The sequence below is a fragment of the Caenimonas soli genome, from assembly GCF_013155545.1.
In the GTDB taxonomy this organism is placed as follows: domain Bacteria; phylum Pseudomonadota; class Gammaproteobacteria; order Burkholderiales; family Burkholderiaceae_C; genus Ramlibacter; species Ramlibacter soli.
The window spans coordinates 125,420-148,665 of sequence record NZ_JABJVV010000007.1 but is presented as its reverse complement, the minus strand read 5'-3'; the positions used below and the strand labels follow the sequence as shown (position 1 = coordinate 148,665).

25 protein-coding genes are annotated in these 23,246 nt (G+C 66.9%); 15 read left to right on the top strand and 10 right to left on the bottom strand.

The features are described 5' to 3' along the window. Nucleotides 1-13 precede the first annotated feature (13 nt). The 5 genes from HNE04_RS12660 to HNE04_RS12640 form a co-directional block, all read right to left on the bottom strand. Nucleotides 14-781 carry a PP2C family protein-serine/threonine phosphatase gene (locus HNE04_RS12660; protein ID WP_172219403.1) on the bottom strand — a complete coding sequence of 256 codons (768 nt, stop codon included), beginning with the start codon at nt 779-781 and terminating at the stop codon, nt 14-16. A 51-nt stretch (nt 782-832) separates the two neighbouring features. After that, nucleotides 833-1,114 (bottom strand): hypothetical protein, encoded by a 282-nt coding sequence (locus HNE04_RS12655; protein ID WP_172219400.1) that lies wholly within the window; start codon nt 1,112-1,114, stop codon nt 833-835. Nucleotides 1,115-1,170: 56 nt separating this feature from the next. Further along, the gene (locus HNE04_RS12650; RefSeq protein ID WP_172219398.1) at nt 1,171-1,446 is read right to left on the bottom strand and encodes a hypothetical protein; all 276 of its coding nucleotides are present in this window, start codon (nt 1,444-1,446) and stop codon (nt 1,171-1,173) included. A 51-nt stretch (nt 1,447-1,497) separates the two neighbouring features. Then, complete coding sequence (locus HNE04_RS12645) at nt 1,498-1,779, bottom strand: hypothetical protein (RefSeq protein WP_172219396.1); 282 nt, start codon at nt 1,777-1,779, stop codon at nt 1,498-1,500. A gap of 132 nt (nt 1,780-1,911) precedes the next feature. After that, the gene (locus HNE04_RS12640) at nt 1,912-2,199 is read right to left on the bottom strand and encodes a hypothetical protein (RefSeq protein ID WP_172219142.1); all 288 of its coding nucleotides are present in this window, start codon (nt 2,197-2,199) and stop codon (nt 1,912-1,914) included. A 298-nt stretch (nt 2,200-2,497) separates the two neighbouring features. Here HNE04_RS12640 and HNE04_RS12635 point away from each other — a divergent pair, with 298 nt between their 5' ends. Further along, nucleotides 2,498-3,457 carry an alpha/beta fold hydrolase gene (locus HNE04_RS12635; RefSeq protein ID WP_172219394.1) on the top strand — a complete coding sequence of 320 codons (960 nt, stop codon included), beginning with the start codon at nt 2,498-2,500 and terminating at the stop codon, nt 3,455-3,457. A gap of 8 nt (nt 3,458-3,465) precedes the next feature. Here HNE04_RS12635 and HNE04_RS12630 read toward each other — a convergent pair whose 3' ends face one another. From HNE04_RS12630 to HNE04_RS12615, 4 genes are all read right to left on the bottom strand, one after another. Beyond that, nucleotides 3,466-4,305: a caspase family protein gene (locus HNE04_RS12630; RefSeq protein WP_172219392.1), complete on the bottom strand. Its 840-nt coding sequence runs from the start codon at nt 4,303-4,305 to the stop codon at nt 3,466-3,468. 5 nt (nt 4,306-4,310) lie between these two features. After that, complete coding sequence (locus tag HNE04_RS12625) at nt 4,311-4,928, bottom strand: anti-sigma factor family protein (RefSeq protein WP_172219390.1); 618 nt, start codon at nt 4,926-4,928, stop codon at nt 4,311-4,313. After that, entirely contained in the window at nt 4,925-5,149 is a 225-nt protein-coding gene (locus HNE04_RS12620; protein ID WP_172219388.1) for a hypothetical protein, read from the bottom strand. The genes HNE04_RS12625 and HNE04_RS12620 overlap by 4 nt, the downstream gene beginning before the upstream one ends. Nucleotides 5,150-5,243: 94 nt before the next feature. Continuing rightward, the gene (locus HNE04_RS12615) at nt 5,244-5,840 is read right to left on the bottom strand and encodes an RNA polymerase sigma factor (RefSeq protein ID WP_172219386.1); all 597 of its coding nucleotides are present in this window, start codon (nt 5,838-5,840) and stop codon (nt 5,244-5,246) included. Between the two features lie 116 nt (nt 5,841-5,956). Between HNE04_RS12615 and dusA the strand changes: the two genes are divergently transcribed. From dusA to HNE04_RS12595, 4 genes are all read left to right on the top strand, one after another. Next, nucleotides 5,957-6,976, top strand: a complete 1,020-nt coding sequence (gene dusA, locus HNE04_RS12610) for a tRNA dihydrouridine(20/20a) synthase DusA (protein WP_172219385.1) — start codon at nt 5,957-5,959, stop codon at nt 6,974-6,976. 65 nt (nt 6,977-7,041) lie between these two features. Next, a complete protein-coding gene (locus HNE04_RS12605; RefSeq protein ID WP_172219703.1) occupies nt 7,042-8,115 on the top strand; it encodes an NAD/NADP-dependent octopine/nopaline dehydrogenase family protein in 1,074 nt (357 codons plus the stop codon). 4 nt (nt 8,116-8,119) lie between these two features. Further along, a complete protein-coding gene (locus HNE04_RS12600; RefSeq protein WP_172219384.1) occupies nt 8,120-9,121 on the top strand; it encodes a 3-hydroxybutyryl-CoA dehydrogenase in 1,002 nt (333 codons plus the stop codon). Continuing rightward, on the top strand, nt 9,118-10,452 hold the full coding sequence (locus HNE04_RS12595; RefSeq protein WP_172219383.1) for a M20/M25/M40 family metallo-hydrolase: 1,335 nt from the start codon (nt 9,118-9,120) through the stop codon (nt 10,450-10,452). The genes HNE04_RS12600 and HNE04_RS12595 overlap by 4 nt, the downstream gene beginning before the upstream one ends. 56 nt (nt 10,453-10,508) lie before the next feature. Here HNE04_RS12595 and HNE04_RS12590 read toward each other — a convergent pair whose 3' ends face one another. Beyond that, nucleotides 10,509-10,988: a MarR family winged helix-turn-helix transcriptional regulator gene (locus HNE04_RS12590; RefSeq protein WP_235964965.1), complete on the bottom strand. Its 480-nt coding sequence runs from the start codon at nt 10,986-10,988 to the stop codon at nt 10,509-10,511. A gap of 140 nt (nt 10,989-11,128) precedes the next feature. Between HNE04_RS12590 and HNE04_RS12585 the strand changes: the two genes are divergently transcribed. The 10 genes from HNE04_RS12585 to HNE04_RS12540 are packed head-to-tail and all read left to right on the top strand — an operon-like array spanning nt 11,129 to nt 23,244. After that, nucleotides 11,129-13,357, top strand: coding sequence for a thiamine pyrophosphate-dependent enzyme (locus tag HNE04_RS12585; protein WP_172219382.1), 2,229 nt, complete (start codon nt 11,129-11,131; stop codon nt 13,355-13,357). Nucleotides 13,358-13,370: 13 nt separating this feature from the next. Then, entirely contained in the window at nt 13,371-14,879 is a 1,509-nt protein-coding gene (locus HNE04_RS12580) for an indolepyruvate oxidoreductase subunit beta family protein (RefSeq protein ID WP_172219381.1), read from the top strand. Beyond that, complete coding sequence (locus HNE04_RS12575) at nt 14,879-15,871, top strand: PDR/VanB family oxidoreductase (protein ID WP_172219380.1); 993 nt, start codon at nt 14,879-14,881, stop codon at nt 15,869-15,871. Before HNE04_RS12580 ends, HNE04_RS12575 begins: the two co-directional genes overlap by 1 nt. Before the next feature lie 13 nt (nt 15,872-15,884). Further along, entirely contained in the window at nt 15,885-17,201 is a 1,317-nt protein-coding gene (locus HNE04_RS12570; RefSeq protein WP_172219379.1) for an aromatic ring-hydroxylating dioxygenase subunit alpha, read from the top strand. A gap of 7 nt (nt 17,202-17,208) precedes the next feature. Beyond that, the gene (locus HNE04_RS12565) at nt 17,209-17,685 is read left to right on the top strand and encodes an aromatic-ring-hydroxylating dioxygenase subunit beta (protein ID WP_172219378.1); all 477 of its coding nucleotides are present in this window, start codon (nt 17,209-17,211) and stop codon (nt 17,683-17,685) included. A 5-nt stretch (nt 17,686-17,690) separates the two neighbouring features. Next, nucleotides 17,691-19,319: an AMP-binding protein gene (locus HNE04_RS12560; protein WP_172219376.1), complete on the top strand. Its 1,629-nt coding sequence runs from the start codon at nt 17,691-17,693 to the stop codon at nt 19,317-19,319. Beyond that, nucleotides 19,316-20,485, top strand: a complete 1,170-nt coding sequence (locus HNE04_RS12555) for a thiolase family protein (protein ID WP_172219374.1) — start codon at nt 19,316-19,318, stop codon at nt 20,483-20,485. Before HNE04_RS12560 ends, HNE04_RS12555 begins: the two co-directional genes overlap by 4 nt. Then, nucleotides 20,482-21,732 (top strand): SDR family NAD(P)-dependent oxidoreductase, encoded by a 1,251-nt coding sequence (locus HNE04_RS12550; protein WP_172219372.1) that lies wholly within the window; start codon nt 20,482-20,484, stop codon nt 21,730-21,732. Before HNE04_RS12555 ends, HNE04_RS12550 begins: the two co-directional genes overlap by 4 nt. A gap of 1 nt (nt 21,733) precedes the next feature. Next, a complete protein-coding gene (locus HNE04_RS12545) occupies nt 21,734-22,525 on the top strand; it encodes a cyclase family protein (protein WP_172219370.1) in 792 nt (263 codons plus the stop codon). Beyond that, complete coding sequence (locus HNE04_RS12540; RefSeq protein WP_172219368.1) at nt 22,522-23,244, top strand: SDR family oxidoreductase; 723 nt, start codon at nt 22,522-22,524, stop codon at nt 23,242-23,244. Before HNE04_RS12545 ends, HNE04_RS12540 begins: the two co-directional genes overlap by 4 nt. Nucleotides 23,245-23,246 lie beyond the last annotated feature (2 nt).

The following is a 23,246-nucleotide window of genomic DNA, read 5'->3' as shown; positions in this document are numbered from 1 at the left end:
GAACTGGGCGAGCTCACAGCACGGGGTGGATCACGGTCCGGTCGGGGCTGTACAGGTCTTCGGCGCGGACCACCACGGCCGTGATGTTGTCGCGTCCGCCGTGTTCGAGCGCGAGCTCGAGCAGCTCTTGCGACGCCTGCCGGCAATTGCCGGGCAGCAGCGTGTGCTCGATGGCCGCATCGGCGACCTCGTTGCTCAAGCCGTCGCTGCAGAGCAGAAAGACGTCACCGTCGAGGACTTCGATCGTCTCGCAATCGATCGCTATCGTGTCCTCGGCGCCGAGCGCACGTGTGATCACATTCGAAGGCGGCAGGTGCAGCGTGTCGTCGGCCTTGCGAGCGCGCCGGGATCGAACTGCTTCGACCTCGCTGTGATCCCGCGTCAACTGCCGGAGCCGGCCGTTCCGGTAGAGGTAGATGCGGCTGTCGCCGGCCCACAGGCACGCGCATTCGCGCTGCGACACCAGCAGCGCCGCGATGGTGGTGCCGATGACCTGCACGTCGCGCCGCGCCGCCTCCTCGCGAAGCCGGCGGTTCGCACCCTGCAGCCGTTCTTGCGCCAGGGCGACGTAGTGCTTCAGGTTGTGCGGTGTCGGGAGATCGGCGAGGGAGCGGATCGCCAGCCGGCTCGCGAACTCGCCGAGCGAATGACCCCCCATGCCGTCGGCGACGGCCCAGAGTCCCTGCCCGGGTTGCTCGAGGCATGCGTCCTCATTGACCTCGCGCACCCGGCCCGCATGGGAACAGGCTGCCGATGTCCAGCGAAACGGATTGGATTCCATGCTCGCGCCCGGGTGGGGGTCGGTGCGACCCCCACCTTGCCGGGATTGCTCTTAGCGCAGGTGCGGCATGCCCAGGCCGACCAGCAGGGCGAAGTCGACGTTCGTCGCCGTGTTCGTGTTGCTGGCGTCCTGGTGGAACGTGTTGTCCGACTGGATGGTCGCGGGGCCGCAGAAGAGGGAGCCGTTGCCGACGTTCGCCGCGGCGACCATGCCTTGCAGGTTCGATTGGCTCGTGCCGATGGCTTGGTTGTCTTGGCCGCCGTGCACGGCGCTCATCGCCTTGCGGTCGAGTTCCTTGTCGATGGACAGGTCGCTGATGTGAAGGGATTTCATGTCAGTGCTCGCTTTAAAAAAATAGGTGGATCAGGATGGTTCGGTGGTGGGACTTCTCAGCGGCCGAACAGGGCCGCCAGCAGCAGGCTCTTGTTGGACGCGTGGTTGCTGTTGTCGGCGTCCTGGCTGAAGGTGTTGTCCGACTGGATGATCACCGGGGAGTTCGCCCCGACGACCAGGCCGTTGCCGACGTTCGCCGCGGCCAGCATGGACTGCATGTTGAGCTGGCTCGTGCCGATGGCTTGGTCGTCGGTGCCGCCGCGCACGGCCGTCATGGCCTTGCCGTCGAGTTCCTTGCTGGTGGACAGGTCGCTGATGTGGAGGTGGGTCATGTCAGTTCTCGCTTGAGAAAAAATTGAGGGTTGAGTGGGGAGGGATGGAAATCAGCCGCGGACCAGGCCCAGGCGGCCGAGCAGCAGGAACGCGTCGACGTTGGTCGCGGTGTTGCTGTTGGACGCGGTCTGCGTGAAGGTGTTGTCCGACTGGATGGTCGCCGGGCCGCCGAAGACGGAGCCGTTGCCGATGTTGGCGACGGCGGCCATGCCCTGGACGTTCGATTGGCTCGTGGCGATGGCCTGGTCGTCGACGCCGCCGCGCACGGCCGTCATGGCCTTGCCGTCGAGTTCTTTGTTGATGGACAGGTCGCTGATGTGGAGGGATTTCATGTCAGTTCTCGCTTGAAAAAAAGTTGAGGGGTTGAATCACTGTTTCCTTGGTAAAGGAGTCAATGAGTTGAGAAGAATGGGTTTTCGGTTCAAAACAATTGAGCGGATTTCAGCCACGGCCGAAGAGGACCATCAGCAAGCGCGCCACAGGCCGCCCAGGCGGGCGAGCAACAGGAACGCATCGACGTTGGTCGCGGTGTTGCTGTTGGACGCGGTCTGCGTGAAGGTGTTGTCCGACTGGATGATCGTCGGGCCGTTGAAGACCGAGCCGTTGCCGACGTTCGCGGCAGCGCTCATGTTCTGGCTGTTCGATTGGTTCGTGGCGATGGCTTGGTCGTCGGCGCCGCCGCGCACGGCGGCCATCGCCTTGCGATCGAGTTCCAGGCTGGCCGGCAGGTCTTTGATCATCAGGGTGTGCATTTCAGAATCTCCTTAAGTCAATGAGTCGAATGGGTTGAGAGGGATCACGAATCGAGCAACTGCTCGAAGCTTTCTTTGCACGGGCCGTGCCAGCTTTCATCCAACACCGAGACGATTGCGCAAGTGCTTGCCAGGCAATGGAAAATTGCTGTGTGGCGATGTGCGCGAGCACGGCAGCGAGCCCTTGAAATGACGGGTGCGCGCCAACACGCAGGTTTCGACTGTTGGTGGCGATACGGCACTTCCGATTTGCACGAGATTTGTCCTCGGGTGCATAGTGGAGGTTGTAGACGCCGCCATGCTCGACCGTGCTCCGCCCGATCCTTCTGCGCCGCCGCCACACTTGACGGGTTTGCGAGGCGCCTTGCGCGCGCTGCGCAATTTCGGATTTGTGGGCGTCGGTGCGCCCACCGCCGGCGACTACGACAGCTTCACGGCCAGCGATGGACAGGTGGTTCCCGTGTGCGTGCTCGGCGACGGCCCGCCGCTGGTGCTGGTGCATGGGGTCGGGTGCTCGCATCGCGACTGGCTGCCTGTGGCGCGGCGGTTGGCGCGGTGCCATTGCGTGCTCGCATGGGACGCGCGCGGCCATGGCAGGTGCCGGCCGGTGCGCGGGAGCATCACGCTGGCGCGGATGGCTTGCGACCTGGCCGAGATGCTCGACCACTTCGGGCTGGAGCGTCCGGTGCTGGTCGGGCACTCCATGGGCGCGCTGACACTGATGCAGTACTTGCACTCGTATGGCACGCAACGGGTCGGGGCGGTGGCGCTCATCGACCAATCGCCGCGCATCGTGACGGACGACAACTGGCGCCTCGGGCTCTTCGGCGGGTGCAGCGCGGCGATGCTGTCTGGGCTGATCGCGGGCGCGCGCCGGGATCTGGCCGAGACGCTGTTGAATGAGGTCGGCGCGCTGGGCGGCCCTTGGCTGAAGCGCCACCTGGTTGCCGACGCACCGCTTGGCAGAATGCTGCGACAGCGCCTGGGACGCGTCGATATCCGGCCGCTGCTCGATCTCGCCGAGTCGATGGCGCAGGCCGATTTCCGCGCTTCGCTGTTACGCATGGACGCTCCGCTGCTCGTCGTGCTCGGCGCGCGCAGCCCGCATTACGCCGGCGTGCCGCTCGATGCCTGGTACCGCGACACGGTGAAACACGCGCAGATCTCGATCTACCCGCATGCCGGCCATTCGCCGCATATCAGCGAGCCGCTGCGCTTCGCGCGCGAACTCGAGCGCTTCATCAGCGATCACGCGTGAGCGGGTCACTACCCGCAGCGACCCTTGTCGTCCGACTTGAAGCAGAAGTCGGCTGTGAGGCTGGACGATTCCCAGGGCACCTGCACGCGGTCCGTGTCCTGGGCTACACCGATGCGCACCCGCTTGAACAGCTGCTCAATCTGTAGCCCAGGCGTCGGCAGGTTGGCAAGCAGGTGGCGTGCATAGACGCTGTGCTCGCCTTTGGCGCCGTCCAGCGCCACGCCGTTCGGCGCGGTCGAGAAGGCCACCAGGGTCCCCACCGGCGCATCGAGTGTCGCCAGGCCCCCCGGCGTCGCGCCGCGGAACTTCAGGCGCCGTCCATCGGGACCGACGATGACGCCCCCGGCGAACGGGTTCACACGGCAGGCGTCGAGCACCACGATGTTGGCGCCGGTGCGAATGGCGCTGAGCCGGTCGATGAACTCGCCGACGTCCGCACTTTGACGCGGGATGTCTTCTTCGGACTTCGGGTCGGCGTCGATCGGCACCAGGTAGTTGCGTCCCTTCACCTGAACGCCGTGGCCGGCATAGAAGAGCATGCGCACCGATGCCTTCGGAGCGCGCAGCGAGAACTCGCGCAGCGACTCGATCAGCTCCCGCAGCCGCGTGTTCTGCCGCAGGGTCACGTCGTAGCCCAGTCCGCGCAGCGCCGCCGCGATGGCGTTGGCGTCGCCGGGCGGGTTCTTCAGCGGTGCTGAGCGGTACGCACCGTTGCCGATGACCAGGGCGATGCGCGACTGGGCGCTGTTGACGGTGGCGGGCGCGCTCATGGCGGGAGCGAAAGGCAGCAGCGCTGCGGCGCCCAAGGCGCGGCCGAGCAGCATCCGGCGGGTCAGTACCGTGGCCATGGCGGCTACTCCCGTGGCGGCACACCGGGTGCCAGCGCGGCGGCCTGAACGATGGGGGAAGCCTGCACGCTGGCGAGCGCCGCGGCCTCGCTGCCGGCCGGCACACGCAGGTAGTAGTCGCCGAGCTGGCCGGGGCCGCCGGCCAGCTCGCCGTGAACCTGGATCACCAGCATGCGTATGTCGGTCTCCTTGGCGTCGGGTGCGAAGCTGATCTTCAGCATGGGGCCCTCCTGGACGCGGACTGCTTGCAGTGCACGGATTTCGTCGGCGTTCTCGCGGACGTCACCGAGCAGGTTCAGGATCACGCCGCCCTGCACGGCGACGACCGCCAGCGCGGCCATGGCATAGCTCGGACGCATGCCAAAGTTGCCGAAGAAGGCGCCGATGCGCTCGGCGAAGGTCGGACGGTCGCCCTGGATCAGACGCATGGCGCGTGCCAGGCCGATGGTTGCCGGCACCGCCGGGGCGTTTTCCTGTACGCGCTGCTGCAGGGAGCGAAACCACTCCAGCTCGCTGCGGGCCTCGGGATGCTGTTCCAGGTAGGCATCGACGAAAGCCCGGTCTTCGGCGCCCAGCGAGCCGTTGACGTACCAGGGGAGCAGCTCTTCAAAGCGTTCGTTCATGATGCGTGTTCTCCCGTGGCAGCGGCCGCAGCCCTGTGGTTCGGCTGGAATGGCCTGTTGCTCGCGCGATGGCGGCGAGTGTGAAAGTGCATATCAAAAACCTTTTCTTGCGCCATGCCGTGAACCTCATCACCAGGGTCAAGGGCAGCGATGCGCGTATTGAACAGGACTGGAGTGGGCCTACCCGTGCGGGTTTGTTCCAAGGCTTGGCGCAGCAGCATGGCGACTCTCCTTTCGGGACATGCCCGTGTCGCCTCTGGGTTGCGCGAGGTTGGCTGAGGGTTCAATCTATTTGCGCGCATGGCGTCGGCGGCCTCAGGATGCGAGCGCGCCTTTGGCGTCCGGGGCACCGCCCTCTCTGCGCAGCAAGGACTCCAGGCACTTCTTGATCTTCTGGCGGGCGTGGAACAGGCGCGTTTTGACGGTGCCCTCGGGACAGTTCTGTACCTCAGCCACTTCCGCCAGGCCCATGCCCTCGAAGAACACCAAATGCAGGCATTCGCGGTGCTCATCCGACAGCTTGCCCATGCAGTGGGCAACACCTTCGCGCCGCTGCTTGCCCGCCAGCTCGGCAAAGCCGTCAGGCGTGTCGGAGGCAGTGGTCTCGGCAATGTCGTCGAGATCTCCATGCACCTCGTCAGGCCGGCGCGCACGATAGACCATCAGCGCCTTTCTGCGCGCGATCCCGATGAGCCACGTGGAAAACTTCGAATCGCCGCGAAAGCGCTGAGGGTGGCGCCAGACCTCGTAAAGCGTGTCCACCACGACCTCCTCGGCCCGCGCGTGGTCGTTCAGCATGTTGAGGACGTAGGCGAATACCTTGCGGCTGAACGCCTTGTACAGTTGGCGAAACGCTGCCTGGTCCTCGTGGCCGATGCGTACGAGCAGCTGGTTGACCTCGTCGTTGTCCATACGGTCGGAGGGGTGGCGATGCCGATCACGCAATATAACGTTTCTGTCGGATTTATACCGGGGTTCATGGCTGGGCACACCAAGGGTCCGAGGCATGCCTAGGCGACAATTGCCATATGGAAGTCAAGCGAAATCAACAACTTAGCATTCCATCCACTGGGTGGAGGATGAGCGTTGCCCCGATGATGGATTGGACGGACAGGCACTGCCGCTTTTTCCACCGACTGCTCAGCCGCCGCGCTCTGCTCTATTCCGAAATGGTGACGACCGGCGCGCTGATCCATGGCGACATCCCGCGGCACCTGGTTTTCAATCTGGAGGAGCAGCCCGTCGCGCTCCAAATCGGGGGCAGCGAGCCGGCCGAGTTGGCGCAATGTGCCCGGCTGGGTGAGGAGTGGGGTTATCGCGAGATCAACCTCAACTGCGGATGCCCCAGCGAGCGGGTGCAGCGCGGCTCCTTCGGCGCCTGCCTGATGGCCGAGCCACAGCTGGTGGCTGACTGCATCAAGGCCATGCGCGATGCCGTCGCGGTTCCGGTCACGGTGAAGCACCGGATCGGCATCGACAAGACGGAGAGCTACGAATTCGTGCGCGACTTCGTGGGCATGGTGAGCGAGGCCGGCTGCAAGGTTTTCCTGGTCCATGCGCGCAACGCCTGGCTCAAGGGCCTGTCGCCCAAGGAAAACCGCGAGGTGCCACCACTGCGCTATGAGTTCGTGCACCGGCTCAAGCGTGATTTCCCCGCGCTGACCTTTGCTGTGAACGGGGGCATCACCACGAGCGAGCAAACCGCCACGCAGCTCGAACACGTCGATGGCGTGATGGTTGGCCGCGAGGCCTATCACAACCCCTGGTGGCTCGCGCAGTGGGACGCTGACTTCTTCGGAGAACCGCCCAACGGCCTCAGCCGCGAATCGGTGGAAGAGCTGATGTGCGACTACATGGCGCGCGAAGCCACCGCGCACGGAACGCCCTGGAGCGCCATCGCCCGGCATATGCTGGGTTTGCGCAACGGCCTGCCTGGCGCCAGGCGCTGGCGCCAGGTGTGGAGCGACCACCGGCTGAAGGACCGCGCACCGCACGAGGTGATGGCGCTCGCGCATCGGGTAGTTGACACAAGAATATATGAAATGTAATGTATATCCTTGCCGCTGTACCGGCGGCCCGTGCCGCCGGCGGCACCACAAGGACTGCATTCATCATGAAGATCGCCATCCTGGGCGGCGGGCACGGCTGCTACGCCGCCGCCGCCGATTTGTCGGAACAGGGCCACGAGGTCCGGTTGTGGCGCCGCGACGCGCCGGCCCTGCAGCCGGTCATTGACCGCGGCAGCATCGTCCTGAAGGATGGTGACGGCACGCGCGAGGTGCCCATCGCCCGCGCCACCGGCGAGATCGGCGAGGCGCTGGCGGGCGCGCAGCTGATCCTGATCCCGTCGCCCGCCATCGCGCAGGCCGACATCGCGCGCCGGATGGCGCCGCACCTGGTGGAGGGCCAGGTCGTATTCCTGAGCCCCGGCACCTTCGGTAGCTACGTGATGGCCCGCGCGGTGCGCGAAGCGGGCAGCCGCGCCGATGTCGCCTGGGCCGAAACCGGCACCTTGCCTTATCTGGCCCGCAAACACGGCGACCGCGAAGTCAACGTGACGATCCGCGCGGTGCGGCTGCCCACGGGTGTCTACCCGGAGCGCCAGGCCGCGCACGCGCTGGCCGTGATCCGCCGGGCCTATCCCAGCGTGCACGGCTGCGGCGACGGGTTGTCGGGCGCGCTGATGAACGCCGGCCCCATCATCCATCCGCCCCTGATCGTGATGAATGCGGCGCCGTTGCAGCATTTCGACCGCTGGGACATCCACAACGAGGGCACGCAGCCCGCGGTGCGTGCGGTGACCGATCGGCTCGACGGCGAGCGCATTGCCGTGCGCGAGGCGCTGGGGTACGGCGCCCCTCACTATCCGCTGGCCGACCACTACAACAACGACCGCTGGATGTACGGTGACGCGCACAAGAAGCTGGTGAAGTCGGGCGACTGGCGCGAGCACATCGATCTCCACACGCATCGTTACGTCACGGAAGACAGCGAGCTCGGCCTGGCCTTCCTGGCCTCGGCGGCGCGCTACGCCGGCGTCGATGCGCCGCTGGCACATGGCCTGCTGGCCGTGGTGGGCGGCTTTCTCGGGCGCGACCTGCGGCAGGGCCCGCGCAGCTTCGAAGCGCTCGGGCTGGCAGGTCTGGACCGGCAAGCCTTGAAACAGCGCCTGCAGGACGGCGAGTAATCAGATGAAAAACTTCGTTGCTGTCGGCGCCGGCCGCATGGGACGCGGCATCGCGATCGCGTTCGCCTATGCGGGCCACCGCATCGCGCTGGTGGACCTCAGGCCGCGCACGCTGCAAGCCTGGCAGAAGCTGTGCGACGAGGCGCGCGCCGAGATCACCGGCAGTCTCCAGGGCCTGGCGCAGCTGGGCGTTCTGCGCGCCGACCAGGTCGACGCCATCGCCGCGCGCGTGGACTTGGTCGATGCCGCCAATGCTCCACAAGCCCTGGCCGCGGCGGACCTGGTGTTCGAGGGCGTCCCCGAGACCATGGGGGCCAAGCGCGAGGCCTTCGAGCAGCTCAACCGCCATTGCCGCGACGACGCCGTCCTCACGTCCACCACCAGCAGCATCCTGGTGACGCAGCTGGCCGGGCTGGTGCGCCGCCCGGAGCGTTTCTTCAACATGCATTGGCTCAACCCCGCCTACCTCATTCCCGTGGTCGAGCTGAGCACGCATCCGGCCACCGACCCGCAGGCGGTGGCGCGCACGCGCGAAGTGATGGAGGCCATCGGCAAGCTGCCGGTCGTGTGCGGTGTGGCGCCCGGGTATATCGTGCCGCGCCTGCAGGCCCTGATCATGAACGAGGCCGCGCGCATGGTGGAAGAGGGCGTGGCCAGCGCCGAGGAGATCGACAAGGCGACGCGCTATGGCCTGGGCCTGCGCTTCGCGGCGCTGGGCGTGGTGGAGTTCATCGATTTCGGCGGCGCCGACATCCTGCACCACGCCAGCCGCGAGATGTCGGGTTCCATCGACGCTGCCCGCTATACCGCGCCGGCGGTGATCGGCAAGATGGTCGCAGACAACCGGCTGGGACTGAAGACCGGCAGCGGCTTCTACGACTACAGCGGCCGCGACGTGGCCGCCTACCGGCGCGACGTGCTGGCGCGCACGCTCGGCATGCTCAAGCATGCGGGGCTGTGGCGGCCGCCCGGAGAGGTTCCGCACTTAACGGAGACCGTCGCATGACTACTGCTTCCCTTCCCGCGTTCGCGCGCGCCGCGGTCGCGGCCGCCGCCCTTTGCTGCGGCGCTGCCCAGTCGCAGCCTGTGCCCGCCAGCACGATCGAACCCGCCGTGGACCAGGCCATGGCGCGCTTTCTCGCCGCACCGCCGGTGCGGCGCACCCTGGACGCCGTCAAGGCGGACCACGAACGCACGCTGGCCGACCTGAAGCTGCTGACCGAAATTCCCGCGCCGCCCTTCAAGGAAAAGGCGCGCGCCGAGGCCTTCCTCGCCCGCGCCAGGGCGCTGGGCCTTCAGGCTTCCATCGACCGCGAGGGCAACGTCGTGGGCATCCGCAAGGGCACGGGCCAAGGCCCGAAGCTGGTGGTGTCGGCCCATCTCGACACCGTGTTCCCCGAAGGCACCGACGTCACCGTGAACATCCGCGACGGCAAGTGGTATGCCCCCGGCGTGGCGGACGACACGCGCGGCCTCACGGTGCTGCTTTCCTGGATCAAGGTGCTGAACGACCTGGACGTCAGGACCGTGGGCGACATCATGTTCGTGGCGAACGTGGGAGAGGAGGAACTGGGCGACCTGCGCGGCATGAAGGCGCTGTTTCGCGAACACACGGATATCGACGGCATGCTGGGCCTGGAGCCCGACCCGGGCGGCTCCATCACCACCAGCGGCGTGGGCAGCCATCGCCACGAGGTGGTGTTCAAGGGCCCGGGCGGCCACAGCTACCTGATGTTCGGCCTGGTGCCCAGTTCCATCCACGCCATGGGCCGCGCCGTGGCGAAGATCGGCGACGTCCGCACGCCCGCCAACCCCAAGACCACCTTCACCGTCGGCACGGTCGCAGGCGGCACGTCGGTCAATACCATCGCGCCCGAGGCGCGCATCGCCATCGACATCCGCTCCGTCGAGATGCCGACCATGCTGGAGGCCGAGCGCCAGATCATGGCGGCCATTGCCGAGGGTGTGGCCGAAGAGAACAAGCGCTGGAACACCAGCTCGATGGGCTTCACGACCCGGCTGATCGGCGACCGGCCCGCCGGCAGCACGCCGTCTGACGCGAGGATCGTGCAGGTGGCCGTGCGCGCCACCACGGCGCTCGGACGGCCGACGCCCCGGTTGATCCCCAACAGCAGCGACGCCAACGTGCCGATGTCGCTGGGCATCCCCGCGCTGATCATGACCAGCGGCGGCGAGGCGGGCGGCTGGCACACCCGCGGCGAATGGTGGAACCCCGACGGCGCGTGGCTGGACGCGCAGATCGGCCTGGCCACCGTCCTGTCGCTGGTGGGCGTGCAGGGCGTGAGCGAGCCCTTGCTGCCTAAGCGGGCGAAGTAGCCTCCAGCGCCGGCTGCGCGAGGCCGAATACGCGGCCACCGGGCGTGGGCATGGGGTTACTCCTCGTCCTCTTCCGCTTCCGCAAGATCCTTGTGGAGCTCGATCATTCGTTTCAGCGTGGCCTTGAGATCGGCCGCGCGCTGCAGGCCGAACGGCTCGAGCACCCGGTGCTCGTGCTCGCGCGCGAGCTTGATGAGTCCCGCCACCAGGCGGCTGCCGGCCGGCGTGATGCCGACGAGTGTGACCCGGCGGTCTTCGCCGTGCGGGATGCGCCTGACCTCGCCGCGCGCCTCCATGCGGTCGAGCACCCGGGTGAGCGTGGGCTGCTTGGTCACCGTGATCTGGGCAAGCGTGCCGATGCTCAGCGGTTCGCCGCCGGCCAGCGTCGCCAGCACGCGCCATTCGGAAACCGTGACGCCCTTGGACTTCACGACGCGATGGAACTCCCCCGAGATCAGCTGGGTGGCCTGCGCCAGCAGTGCGGGCAGGTAGTCGTCGACGAAATGGGCGGGCTCGGCCATGTTCTGCTTGGTCATGCGGCTATTTTGCATGGCACCGCTTGACAAGTCCTTTGCTCAGAAATATATTACTTTTCATAGGTTCTAGTTTAAAGCAATTGAAGGCGCGCGGGTTTGACCCTCGCTAGCTTTCGTCCCCCTTCTTTCTGGAGTGGTGAATGGCCGAGCGATCGTTCGTCGAGGAAGTCAAGAAGCTCAGGCTCGGCGCGGGTGAGGTATTCCGCGGCGAGGGCATCCTGGCGGTGACCAAGGCTTTGCTGGAGTCCGGCGTCGCCTACGTCGCCGGCTACCAGGGCGCGCCGATCTCCCATCTGATGGATGTGCTCGCCGACGCGCAGGACATCCTGGGCGAATACGGCATCCGCTTCGAGAACAGCGCCAGCGAGGCGACCGCGGCAGCCACGCTGGCCGCCTCCGTCAACTATCCGTTGCGCGGCGCGGTGACTTTCAAGTCGACCGTGGGCACCAACGTCGCGTCCGATGCGCTGGCCAACCTGGCCTCGGGCGGCGTCACCGGCGGAGCGCTGATCGTCGTCGGCGAAGACTACGGCGAGGGCTCCTCCATCATGCAGGAGCGCAGCCATGCCTTCGCGATGAAGTCCCAGATCTGGCTGCTCGACCCGCGGCCCAACCTGCCGAGCATCGTGGACGCGGTCAAGCACGGCTTCGCGCTGTCGGAGGCAAGCCATACGCCCGTGATGCTGCAGTTGCGCATTCGCGCCTGCCATGTGCACGGCGAGTTCGTGGCCGGCGACAACCGCGCTCCCGCCTTCACGCTGAAGGACGCGATGGAGAATCCGAAGCGCGACGTGAGCCGCATCGTCCTGCCGCCCGCGAGCTTCGTGCACGAGCAGGAAAAAGTGCGCGATCGCTGGCCCGCGGCGGTACGCTACATCGAAGAGCACGGCCTCAACGAGTTCTTCGGCGAAGGCACGAGCGACATCGGCATCATCGTCCAGGGCGGCAGCTACAACACGCTGGTGCGCGTACTGGAGCGGTTGGGTATGGCCGACGTGTACGGCAACAGCCGCGTCCCGCTGTATGTGATGAACGTGGCCTATCCCGTGGTGGATTCGGAAGTGCTGCGCTTCTGCGAGGGCAAGCGCGCCGTACTGATGGTGGAGGAGGGCCAGCCCAACTTCATTGAACAGAACATCGCGCTGCTGCTGCGCCAGGCGGGCCTGCCCGCTGCGTTGCACGGCAAGGACCTGCTGCCCATGGCCGGCGAGTACACGGCGGCCGAGCTGTTGAAGGGAGCGCGCGCCTTTCTCGAACGCTACGGCGAGCTGCAGCCCGTCACGCCGCCCCCCCTTGCGGTGCAGGCGCCCAAGGTGATCCCGCTGAAGGCGCTGAACGACAGCGTGCAGGGCCGCCCGCCGGGCTTTTGCACCGGCTGCCCCGAGCGGCCGATCTTCACCGCGATGAAGCTGGTGGAGCGGGAGCTCGGGCCACACCATGTCAGCGCCGACATCGGCTGCCACCTGTTCTCCATCTTGCCGCCGTTCAACCTCGGCAACACGACCATGGGCTACGGCCTGGGCGCCGCCGGTGCCGCCGCGTTCAATGTGCCGGCCCCGGCCGGCGACGGGCCGCTCCCTAGCAGGCCGGCGCCCCCTCGGGGGGCAGCGAGCGAAGCGAGCGTGGGGGCTGTCAGGTCCAAGCGGGCGATCAGTGTGATGGGCGACGGCGGTTTCTGGCACAACGGCCTGACCAGCGGCATCGCCAACGCGGTGTTCAACCGCAGCGACAACCTCACCATCGTGGTCGACAACAACTACACCTCGGCCACGGGCGGCCAGGACATCCTGTCATCCACCGCGAACAACCCGACGCGCAGCACCGGCCACGCCATCGAAGCCGCCGTGCGCGGCGTCGGTGTCAAGTGGGTGCGAACGATGCGCAACACCTACGACCTGGCCGGCATGCGCGATGCCTTGCGCGAAGCGCTGACGACCCAATCCAAGGGCCCCAAGGTCCTGATCGCGCAGTCCGAATGCATGCTGAACAAGCAGCGTCGCGAGAAGCCGTTGCAGCGCAAGGCCGTGGCGGAGGGCAAGCGCGTGGTGCGCGAGCGCTTCGGCATCGACTCCGATACCTGCACCGGCGACCATTCCTGCATCCGCCTGTCGGGCTGCCCGTCGTTGTCGATCAAGCCCAACCCCGACCCGCTGCGCACGGATCCGGTCGCCACCGTGCTCGACTCCTGCGTCGGTTGCGGCCTGTGCGGCGAGGTTGCGCACGCGGCCGTGCTGTGTCCCTCGTTCTACAGGGCGCAGATCGTCAGCAACCCCAGCCGCTGGGACCGGCTGCGCCAACGCCTGCGCAGCGCCGTGATCAGCCATTTGCAGCGGCGCGGAGCACGCGCACGTGAACGCTATGCATTCTGAAATACCGCGGCAAATGAGCGCCCAGCCGATCAAGATCGCGATCCTTGCCATGGGCGGCGAGGGTGGCGGTGTGCTGGCCGACTGGATCGTCGACCTGGGCGAGGTCAACGGATACATCGCCCAGACCACTTCGGTGCCTGGCGTGGCGCAACGCACCGGAGCGACCATCTACTACGTGGAGTTGTACCCGCGCGCGCAGGCCGAGCGCGACGGCGGCAAGCCGGTACTGGCGCTGATGCCGCTGCCAGGCGACGTCGATGTGGTGCTGGCTTCCGAGCTGATGGAGGCCGGCCGCGCGGTGCAGCGTGGTCTGGTGACGCCCGATCGCACGACGCTCATCGCATCGACCCATCGCGTGTACTCCATCTCCGAGAAGACGGCATTGGGCGATGGCCGCGCCGACAGTCGCAGCCTGCTGTCCCATGGCAAGGCGGCGGCCAAGCGCTTCGTCCGGTTCGACATGGCGCAGGTCGCGGAGGAGAGCGGCAGCGTGATCAGCGCGGTGCTGTTCGGCGCCCTGGCCGGCGCCGGCGTGCTGCCGTTCAGCCGGGCGCAATTCGAGGCAACGATTGAACGCGGCGGCGTCGGGGTGAAGGCGAGCCTGAGGGCTTTCGCAGCCGGCTTCAAGCGCACGACGATCGAGGAGCCGGTCCCGACCGTCTCGGCCCCGACGGCGGACGCGCCGCAGCCACCGCGCGACCCGCGGGTGCGCGCCCTGCTGGCCCGCATCCATGACGACTTCCCGCAAGCAGCGCGCACCGTCCTCATCGAGGGGTTGCGCCGCCTCATCGACTACCAGGACCTGGATTACGCCGCGCTCTACCTCGACCGGCTCGCGCGCCTGCATCAACGTTCCGCGGTAGACGATGTCCTGCTGACGGAGACAGCGCGCTATCTCGCGCTGTGGATGTCCTACGAGGACACGATTCGGGTGGCCGATTTGAAGACGCGCGCCAGCCGCTTCGATCGCGTGGTTGCGGAAGTGAAAGTCCAGGACGACCAGCTGCTGGCAATCAACGAATTCATGCACCCGCGGCTGGAGGAGATCTGCGACACGTTGCCGGCCGCGCTGGGCCGCTGGCTGGCAAACTCGGGCGCGCCCCGGCGCCTGGTCGAACGCTTCACGCGCAAGGGCCGCGTGGTCGCGACCAGTTCCCTCGGCGGCTTTCTGCTGTTGTACCTGCTGGCCGGTCTCAAGCGCTGGCGGCGCAGCACCTTGCGCTTTGCGGTGGAAGACGCGCGCATCGAGCAGTGGCTGGGACGCATCGAAGCCACTGCCAAGTTCAATCCGCAGCTCGCACTGGAAGTTGCGCAATGCCAGCGACTGGTCAAGGGCTATGGTGATACGCATGAGCGAGGCTGGGGCAATTTCGCAACCTTGATGGCGGCGGCCGACCAGGCCGGCGCGACGCTGGCGCCAGCCACATTGCGCGAGCTGCGCGAAGCGGCTCTGGCCGACGAGCATGGGGACAAGCTGCGCGCGCTGCTGGCGCGCCAGCCCGTGATGAAGGAGATGGCGTGATGGCTGCGGTGCCCCAACTGTTGACGCTGCGCGTAGCCGAGGCGCGCGCCCTGAACCCGTTGATCCGGCTGCTGCGGCTGGTGGCCGACGACGCTGGCGCACTGCCCGGCTTCACCGCCGGCGCTCATCTGCGCGTTCAGGTGACCCTGCCGGACGGAAAGACCGACTGGCGCCACTATTCCCTGATCGACTTCTCCACGCAACCCGGCGCAACCGAAGCACCACGCGAGTACGTGATTGCGGTGCGGCGAGAGGACGAAGGCCGCGGTGGCTCGCTTTTCATGCACGAGCGCGTGCAACCAGGCGACTTGCTCACCATCGAGGCGCCGAAAAACGAGTTCCCGCTGCGCGCGCTGGAGAGCTGTGCGGTGCTGATTGCCGGCGGCATCGGCATCACGCCGCTGACCAGCATGGCGGCGCAGCGCAAGGCCGAGGGCCGGGCGGTGCGGCTGCACTATGCCGGGCGCAGCCGCTCGCTGATGGCCTTCCTGCCGGAGTTGCAGCAACTGCTGGGCGACCAGCTCGAGCTGCACGCCGACGACGAAGCCGGCGCGCCGTTGGATGTCGAGGCATTGCTCGATAGCTGCTCCCCTGAGGACCAGCTCTATGTCTGCGGTCCCAAGGTGCTGCTGGACGCGGTGCTGGCGACGACGCAGGCGCGCGGCTGGACCCACGAGCGCGTGCACTTCGAGTTGTTCACCACGCCGGCCGTCGAAGCCGGTGACCGGGCGTTCGAGGTGGTGCTGGCGCAGAGCGGCAAGACCTTCAGCGTGCCGGCCGACCAGACGGTGCTGGACTGCCTGATCGAGCACGGTTGCGACCCGCTGTTCGACTGCAAGCGAGGCGAATGCGGCGTTTGTTCCACCGCCGTGATTGATGGCGAGATCGAGCACCGGGATTATTTCCTGAGCGACGCCGAGAAGGCCTCGGGCAAGGTGATGCAGATCTGCATCTCGCGCGCCCGCGGCGCCCGGCTGGTGCTAGACCTGTGAGCGAGGTGCAACGATGAATACCGCCTACCGCGGCAACCCCGAAGCAGTGCGTGCACTGGTCCAGCCGGACCGCGTGCACCGCGACCTGTACATCAACCCGGAAATCTTCGAGCTCGAACAGGAGCATTTCTTCGCCAACACCTGGAGCTATGTCGGCCACGACAGCCAGATCCCCAAGCCGGGCGACTACATCACGGTGGAGATCGCCGGCCGGCCGCTGATCGCCGTGCGCCATACCGATGGCAGCGTCAAGGTGCTGATGAACCGCTGCGCGCACAAAGGCTCGCGGCTGGCCAGCGAAGCCTGCGGCAACACCGGAAAGTTCTTCCGCTGTCCCTACCACGCCTGGACCTTCAAGACGGACGGCTCGCTGCTGTCCATTCCGCTGAAGAGCGGTTACGAAGGAACGCAGCTGCAGCAGTGCGAAAGCGCCAAGGGTGTGGCGACGGTGAAGAACGTCCGGCTGTACCGCGGCTTCATCTTCGCCCGGCTCAGCGAAACGGGACCCGATTTCGAGGCCTATTTCGGCGACTCCTTGAGCTCCATCGACAACATGGCCGACCGCTCGCCCGAGGGCGAACTCGAGGTCGCCGGCGGCTGCCTGCGCTACGTGCACCAGTGCAACTGGAAGATGTTCATCGAGAACCTGAACGACACCATGCACCCCATGGTCGCGCACGAGTCCTCGGCGGGCACTGCGAAGACCATGTGGTCCGGCCAACCGGCCGATTTGCCCAAGCCGATGGCGATCGAGCAGTTCGTTCCTTTCATGTCGGACTACAAGTTCTTCGAGGACATGGGCGTGCGGGTGTTCGACAACGGCCACAGCTTCACCGGCGTCAACTTCTCCATCCACAGCAAGTACGCGGCCATTCCGGCCTATGACGAGGCGATGAAGGCGGCCTACGGCGAGCAGCGGACGCAGGAGATCCTCGGCCTCGCGCGCCACAACACCGTGTATTACCCCACGCTCACGATCAAGGGTGCGATCCAGGCGATACGCGTCGTGCGGCCGATCGCCGTGGACAAGACGCTGGTGGAGAGCTGGACCTTCCGGCTCAAGGGCGCGCCGCCGGAGCTGCTGCAGCGCACCTGCATGTACACGCGGCTGATCAACTCGCCGTTCTCGGTGGTGGGCCATGACGACCTGCACGCCTACCGCGGCATCCAGGAGGGCTTGCGCGCCGGCGGCAATCCCTGGATCAGCCTGCACCGCGATTTCAACGAAGCCGAGATCGGCAAGCCCGACGTCACCACCAAGGGCACCAGCGAGATCTCGATGCGCAACCAGTACCGCGCCTGGGCGCGTTACATGACTCTGACGATGTGAGGCCGCCATGGTGAAACCCCAGGACCTGATCGATTTCGTCGTGCGCGAAGCGCGGCTGCTCGATGCGAAGCGCTTCGAGGAGTGGAACCAGCTTTTCACCGACGATGGCTACTACTGGATACCGCTGGCGCCCGGGCAGGAAGACGGCATCAACTACACCTCGCACATGTACGAGGACAAGCTCCTGCGCGAGCTGCGCATCGAGCGGCTCAAGAGCCCGCGCGCGTTCTCGCAGCAGCCGCCCAGCCGCTGCCACCACCTGCTGCAGACGCCGACGGTGGAGAGCTTCGATGAGGCGGCCAACCGCTTCGTGGTGTGCAGCGAGTTCCATTACACCGAGGCGCAGGGCGACGAGATGCAGTTCTACGTCGGCACCTGCTTCCATCACCTCACCGTGCAGGAGGGCGCGCTGAAAATGACGCTCAAGCGCGTGAACCTGCTCAACTGCGACGCTGCTCTGCCGGCCGTGCAGCTGTTCATTTGACGGCCATGATGAACACCGTCTATCAGCGCTTCATCGCGACGGCTACCCAGGCGCCGGGCGATGACTTCCTGTTCGTCGACGCGGTGACGGCCGATGCCTACGGTATCGCGGCGGGGCCGGTCAGCTGGGTGGCCGCCGCTGCCGAGGTCGAACGACTGCGTGCGGCCTATGCCCAGGCCGGCTATGGCCACGGCCAGCGCATCGGGCTGCTGCTGGAAAACCGGTCGGCCTTCCTGTTCCACTGGTTCGCGCTCAACGGTCTGGGCGTGAGCGTGGTGCCCATCAACGCCGAGATGCGCTCGGCCGAACTGGCATACCTGGTCGGGCATAGCGAGATCTGCCTGGCCGTCACCTTGCCGGGGCGCGAAGGTGATCTGCGTGCGGCGGCTGCCGCGGCCGGTGTGCGCTGTGAGGTGGCGACGCTCGATGCCCCCATCCCAGCCTTCCCCCGGAGGGGGAAGGAGCAGGAGGTTGGGGCACTCGCCGATGCCAAAACCGAATGCGCGCTGCTCTATACCTCCGGCACCACCGGCCGGCCCAAGGGCTGCAGTTTGTCCAATGAGTATTTCCTGCGCGCCGGCCAATGGTACGCAGATCTCGACGGTGTCTGTTCAGTGCGTCCAGGCCGCGAGCGGATCATCACGCCGCTGCCGCTGAACCACGTCAACGCCATGGCATTCTCCGCCATGGTCGTGCTAACGGCGGGGGGTTGCCTGGTGCAGCTCGACCGCTTCCATCCCAGGAGCTGGTGGCAGAGCGTGCGCGACAGCCGCGCAACCATCGTCCACTACCTCGGAGTCATGCCCGCAATGCTGCTCGCCGCACCCGCAGGCGGGGCGGATCGCGAACACGCTGTTCGCTGGGCGTTCGGCGCCGGCGTGGACCGCAAGAACCACGGAGCGTTCGAGGAGCGCTTCGGCTTTCCGCTGGTGGAGGCTTGGGCGATGACTGAAACCGGAGCCGCCGCCTGCGTGATGGCGAACCACGAGCCGCGCCACGTCGGCACCAGCTGCTTCGGCAAGCCCGAGGCTTTCGTGGAAGTGCGGCTGGTCGACGAACAAGGCGACGAAGTGCCGCCCGGCGTGCCGGGCGAGCTGCTGGTGCGTTCGGCCGGGGCCGATCCACGCCGCTATTTCTTCAGCGGCTACCTGAAGGACGAGGCGGCTACCGCCGAGGTATGGAAGGGCGGCTGGTTCCGCACCGGTGACATGGTGCGGCGTGACAGCGAAGGCCTGTTGTATTTCGTGGACCGCAAGAAGAACGTGATCCGCCGCAGCGGCGAAAACATCTCGGCGGTGGAGGTCGAGAGCGTGCTGAACCAGCATCCGGCGGTGAAGACTTCGGCCGTCGCCGCCACGCCGGACGAACTGCGTGGCGACGAGGTGCTGGCCTGCGTGATCGCTCGCGATCCGGTGCCGCCGGAACAACGTGCCGTGATTGCGCAGGGCATCGTCGAGCATGCGCTCGGCCAGCTTGCTTACTACAAGGCACCCGGCTATGTTGCGTTCGTGGACGAACTGCCGCTGACCACCTCGCAGAAGATCCAGCGCGGCGAGCTGCGCGAACTGGCACGCACGCTGCCGGGCCACGCAAATTGCATCGACCTGCGCGCGATGAAGAAGAGGCAAATATGAGCCGCCGCGCGTCTTACGAAGGCGTCGCCGTCGCCGTGCCGGTCACGGTGCCGTATGTGCGTTATTCGACGCACGGCGCGCATTGGTTCATCGGCCAGGCGCTGGAGGCGCTGGTGCGGGAATCGGGCATCCCCAAGGAGCAGATCGACGGTCTCACCGTGAGCAGCTTCTCGCTCGGGCCGGACACCGCTGTCGGCGTCACGCAGCACCTGGGGCTGTCGCCGCGCTGGCTGGATCACATCCCGAACGGCGGTGCTTCGGGCGTGATGGCGCTGCGCCGCGCCGCGCGGGCGGTGCAGGCGGGCGACGCCGACGTCATCGCCTGCGTTTCCGCCGACACCAACCATGTCGATTCCTTCCGGCTGATGCTGGGCGGCTTCAGCTACTTCGCGCGTGACGCCAGCTATCCCTACGGCTCGGGCGGCCCGAACTCGATCTTCGCCTTCATCACCGCCAACTACATGCGCACCTATGGCGCCACGCGCGAGGACTTCGGCCGCATCGCGGTGGCCCAGCGCGCGAACGCGCTGAAGAACCCGAACGCCATGTTCAAGAAGCCGTTGACGCTGGACGAGTACATGGCGGCCCGGCCGATTTCCGACCCCATCCACCTGTTCGACTGCGTGATGCCCTGCGCCGGCGGCGAAGCTTTCCTCGTCATGCGCGAGGAGCGCGCCCGCGAACTGGGCCTGCCGCATGCGCTGGTCCGCGGCGCGATCGAGCGCCACAACGCCTATTCCGACGATCCGGTGATGGTGCGGGGCGGCTGGCGCGTGGATCGCGACGACCTCTATGCGCAAGCCGGCTCCACGCCCGCCGACATCGACTTCGTCCAGACCTACGACGACTATCCCGTCATCGTGATGATGCAGTTCGAGGATCTCGGCTTTTGCGACAAGGGCGCCGGCCCGGCCTTCGTGCGCTCGCGAACGCTGACGCACGACGGCGACTTTCCCAACAACACCAGCGGCGGCCAGCTGTCGGCCGGCCAGGCCGGGGCGGCGGGCGGCTTCATCGGCATGACCGAGGCGATCCGGCAGCTGACCGGCACCGCCGGCGACAGAGGGGTGCCGGGCGCGAAACTCGGGCTGGTCACTGGTTTCGGCATGGTGACGTACGACCGCTGCCTGTGCACCGGCGCGGTGATCTTGGGGAAATCCTCATGACCATGCCTCTCATGAAGCCCAAGCGCAAGAACCCGGTCTTGCGCACGCGGCAGATGAACCTGCCGCCGTGGTCTCGCGGCCGGGTGGCGCTGGGGCTGACGGCCGCCGCGGCCGAGGGCCGCTTCGAGCTGCAGGTGTGCCAGCAATGCCACTCTGTGCAGTACCCGCCGCGCGAGGCCTGCCATCGCTGCCTTTCGCCACAGCTCAAGTGGCGCGCCCAGACTGGCGAGGGAACGCTGCTGGGCGAGACCCGCCTGCATCACAGCAACGACCTGTTCTTCCGCGAACGCCTGCCGTGGCGGCTGGGGCTGGTGCAGCTGGACGCAGGACCTACGGTGATCGTGCACCTGCACGGCGAGGTGCACACGGCGCCGATGCGGGTCAAGGTCGGTGCGCGGCTCGATCGCGCCGGCCAGGCGGTATTGATCGGATTTCCCAATGAGGGGAGTGAACACATGGCAGACGACAGCATGCTCAGAGAAATGACCAGTGATCCCAAGTTCCGCAAGGTGCTGGTGACCGACGGCAAGACCCCGGTGGGCCAGGCCGTCGTCAAGGCGATGGTGAAGGCGGGCGCCGACATCGTGTGGGTGGGCCACGCCGAGCCGTGGAAGAAGCTGCCGGGGCTGGACGACATCACCGCGCTGAAGCAGGTGACGCTGGTGCCGCTGGACCTCACTAACGAGCGCTCGGTCACCGAGCTGGCCGGCGAGATCGGCGGCAAGGTGGACATCGTCGTCAACACCGCCGAGCTGCATCGCGGTTTCGGCATCGCCGCGCGGCGGGGCACCGACGTGGCGCGCGCCGAGATGGACATCAACTACTTCGGGCTGTTGCGGCTGGCCCAGGGCTTCGGCCCTGCGCTCAAGGGCCGCTCGGCCGACGGCGTGGCGCACGCCGCGGCCTGGGTCAATCTGCTGTCGGTCTACGCGTTGTCCAACTATCCGCCGCACGGCACGTTCTCGGCATCGAAGGCGGCGGCGCTTTCGCTCTCGCAGTGCCTGCGCGCTGAGATGCGGCCGGCCGGCATCCGCGTGATCAACGTGTTCCCCGGCCCGATCGACGATGAGTGGAACCAGAACCTGCCGCCCCCGAAGCTGGCGCCACAGGCGCTCGCGAGTGCGATCGTCACCGCGCTGAAGGAAGGCATCGAGGACGTGTACCCGGGCGAGGTGGCGCAGGAATGGCTGGAGCGCTGGCGCGACAACCCCAAGGTGCTGGAACGCGAACTGGCGGGGGGCAACTGACATGCAAGACACATCCGTGCTGAATACGCTCGCGCTGGCCATGGCCACCGGTCGCATCCGCGTGGTCGATCTCACGCAGACGCTCACGCCCGACTTCCCACAGATCGCCCTGCCACCCGAAATGGGCCAGTGCTGGGGCTTCCGGATCGAGGAGATCTCGCAGTACGACGAGCGCGGTCCCGGCTGGTACTGGAACAATTTCTCCTGCGGCGAGCACACCGGCACGCACTTCGACGCGCCGATCCACTGGATTTCCGGGCGCGACCTGCCCAACAACTCGGTGGACACGATCCCGGTACAGAACTTCGTCGCGCCCGCCTGCGTGATCGACTGCTCGGAAAAGGTCAAGGCCGACCCCGACTATCTCTTGACGGTGGCCGACATCGAGCACTTCGAGACCCAGCATGGCCGGATCCCAGCCGGCGCCTGGGTGTTGATGCGCACGGACTGGTCCAAGCGCAGCGACCCCGAGGCCTACCAGAACTTCGACGAAACGGGCCAGCACACGCCCGGGCCCAGCAGCGAAGCCGTTCAATTCCTGGTCGAGCAGCGCGACGTGCTGGGTTTCGGTTCCGAATCGATCGGCACCGACGCCGGCCAGGGCTACCATCTCCGGCCGCCATATCCCTGCCACTACTTCATGCACGGCGCGGGACGCTATGGCCTGCAGTGCCTGGCCAACCTCGACCTGCTGCCGCCCACCGGCGCGGTGCTGATCTGCCCGCCGCTGAAGATCCAGAAGGGCAGCGGCAGCCCCTTGCGGGTGCTGGCGCTGGTGGAGGACAGGGCATGAGCAAAGTGGCCGTGGTCACCGGCGGCAGCGCCGGCATCGGCAGGGCGATCTGCGAACGCCTGTTGGCACAGGACTACGAAGTGGTTTCGCTCGCGCGCCGCCGCAGCGATATCGCGCATGCGAAGCTGCACAACATCGAAGTGGACCTCACCGATCGCCGTGCCACCGCCGAGGCTGTGCAGGACCTGGCGCGCCGCTTCGCCGTCACCACCGTCGTCCACAACGCCGGTGTGATCCGTCCCGCGCTGCTGCCCGATGCGAAGCTCGATGATCTGGACGCGCTGGTCGACCTGCACCTGGGCTGCGCTATCCAGCTGGTGCAGGCGGCGCTGCCCGCGATGAAGGAACACCGCTTCGGGCGCGTGGTATTGCTGTCCTCGCGAGCGGCGTTGGGCTTGCAGACGCGCACGGCCTATTCGGCGACCAAGGCCGGCATGCTGGGCATGGCGCGCACCTGGGCGCTGGAACTGGGCCCCGACGGCATCACCGTGAACGTGGTCGCGCCCGGCCCGATCCGCACCGACATGTTCTACGACGTGGTCGAGAAGGACAGCGAGCAGGAGCAGCGGCTCGCCGCGTCCATTCCCGTGCGCCGGCTCGGCCTGGCCGACGACGTGGCTCGCGCCGTGTCGTTCTTTGTGGATCCCGGCAATGGTTTCGTCACCGGCCAGGTTCTGTACGTCTGCGGCGGCACCAGTGTCGGCAGTCTCTCACTCTAGGA

Coding starts and splice junctions, on each gene's coding strand:
- HNE04_RS12660 (WP_172219403.1), bottom strand. CDS start 781: ATGGAATCCAATCCGTTTCGCTGGACATCGGCAGCCTGTTCCCATGCG.
- HNE04_RS12655 (WP_172219400.1), bottom strand. CDS start 1,114: ATGAAATCCCTTCACATCAGCGACCTGTCCATCGACAAGGAACTCGAC.
- HNE04_RS12650 (WP_172219398.1), bottom strand. CDS start 1,446: ATGACCCACCTCCACATCAGCGACCTGTCCACCAGCAAGGAACTCGAC.
- HNE04_RS12645 (WP_172219396.1), bottom strand. CDS start 1,779: ATGAAATCCCTCCACATCAGCGACCTGTCCATCAACAAAGAACTCGAC.
- HNE04_RS12640 (WP_172219142.1), bottom strand. CDS start 2,199: ATGCACACCCTGATGATCAAAGACCTGCCGGCCAGCCTGGAACTCGAT.
- HNE04_RS12635 (WP_172219394.1), top strand. CDS start 2,498: ATGCTCGACCGTGCTCCGCCCGATCCTTCTGCGCCGCCGCCACACTTG.
- HNE04_RS12630 (WP_172219392.1), bottom strand. CDS start 4,305: ATGGCCACGGTACTGACCCGCCGGATGCTGCTCGGCCGCGCCTTGGGC.
- HNE04_RS12625 (WP_172219390.1), bottom strand. CDS start 4,928: ATGAACGAACGCTTTGAAGAGCTGCTCCCCTGGTACGTCAACGGCTCG.
- HNE04_RS12620 (WP_172219388.1), bottom strand. CDS start 5,149: ATGCTGCTGCGCCAAGCCTTGGAACAAACCCGCACGGGTAGGCCCACT.
- HNE04_RS12615 (WP_172219386.1), bottom strand. CDS start 5,840: ATGGACAACGACGAGGTCAACCAGCTGCTCGTACGCATCGGCCACGAG.
- dusA (WP_172219385.1), top strand. CDS start 5,957: ATGGAAGTCAAGCGAAATCAACAACTTAGCATTCCATCCACTGGGTGG.
- HNE04_RS12605 (WP_172219703.1), top strand. CDS start 7,042: ATGAAGATCGCCATCCTGGGCGGCGGGCACGGCTGCTACGCCGCCGCC.
- HNE04_RS12600 (WP_172219384.1), top strand. CDS start 8,120: ATGAAAAACTTCGTTGCTGTCGGCGCCGGCCGCATGGGACGCGGCATC.
- HNE04_RS12595 (WP_172219383.1), top strand. CDS start 9,118: ATGACTACTGCTTCCCTTCCCGCGTTCGCGCGCGCCGCGGTCGCGGCC.
- HNE04_RS12590 (WP_235964965.1), bottom strand. CDS start 10,988: ATGACCAAGCAGAACATGGCCGAGCCCGCCCATTTCGTCGACGACTAC.
- HNE04_RS12585 (WP_172219382.1), top strand. CDS start 11,129: ATGGCCGAGCGATCGTTCGTCGAGGAAGTCAAGAAGCTCAGGCTCGGC.
- HNE04_RS12580 (WP_172219381.1), top strand. CDS start 13,371: ATGAGCGCCCAGCCGATCAAGATCGCGATCCTTGCCATGGGCGGCGAG.
- HNE04_RS12575 (WP_172219380.1), top strand. CDS start 14,879: ATGGCTGCGGTGCCCCAACTGTTGACGCTGCGCGTAGCCGAGGCGCGC.
- HNE04_RS12570 (WP_172219379.1), top strand. CDS start 15,885: ATGAATACCGCCTACCGCGGCAACCCCGAAGCAGTGCGTGCACTGGTC.
- HNE04_RS12565 (WP_172219378.1), top strand. CDS start 17,209: ATGGTGAAACCCCAGGACCTGATCGATTTCGTCGTGCGCGAAGCGCGG.
- HNE04_RS12560 (WP_172219376.1), top strand. CDS start 17,691: ATGATGAACACCGTCTATCAGCGCTTCATCGCGACGGCTACCCAGGCG.
- HNE04_RS12555 (WP_172219374.1), top strand. CDS start 19,316: ATGAGCCGCCGCGCGTCTTACGAAGGCGTCGCCGTCGCCGTGCCGGTC.
- HNE04_RS12550 (WP_172219372.1), top strand. CDS start 20,482: ATGACCATGCCTCTCATGAAGCCCAAGCGCAAGAACCCGGTCTTGCGC.
- HNE04_RS12545 (WP_172219370.1), top strand. CDS start 21,734: ATGCAAGACACATCCGTGCTGAATACGCTCGCGCTGGCCATGGCCACC.
- HNE04_RS12540 (WP_172219368.1), top strand. CDS start 22,522: ATGAGCAAAGTGGCCGTGGTCACCGGCGGCAGCGCCGGCATCGGCAGG.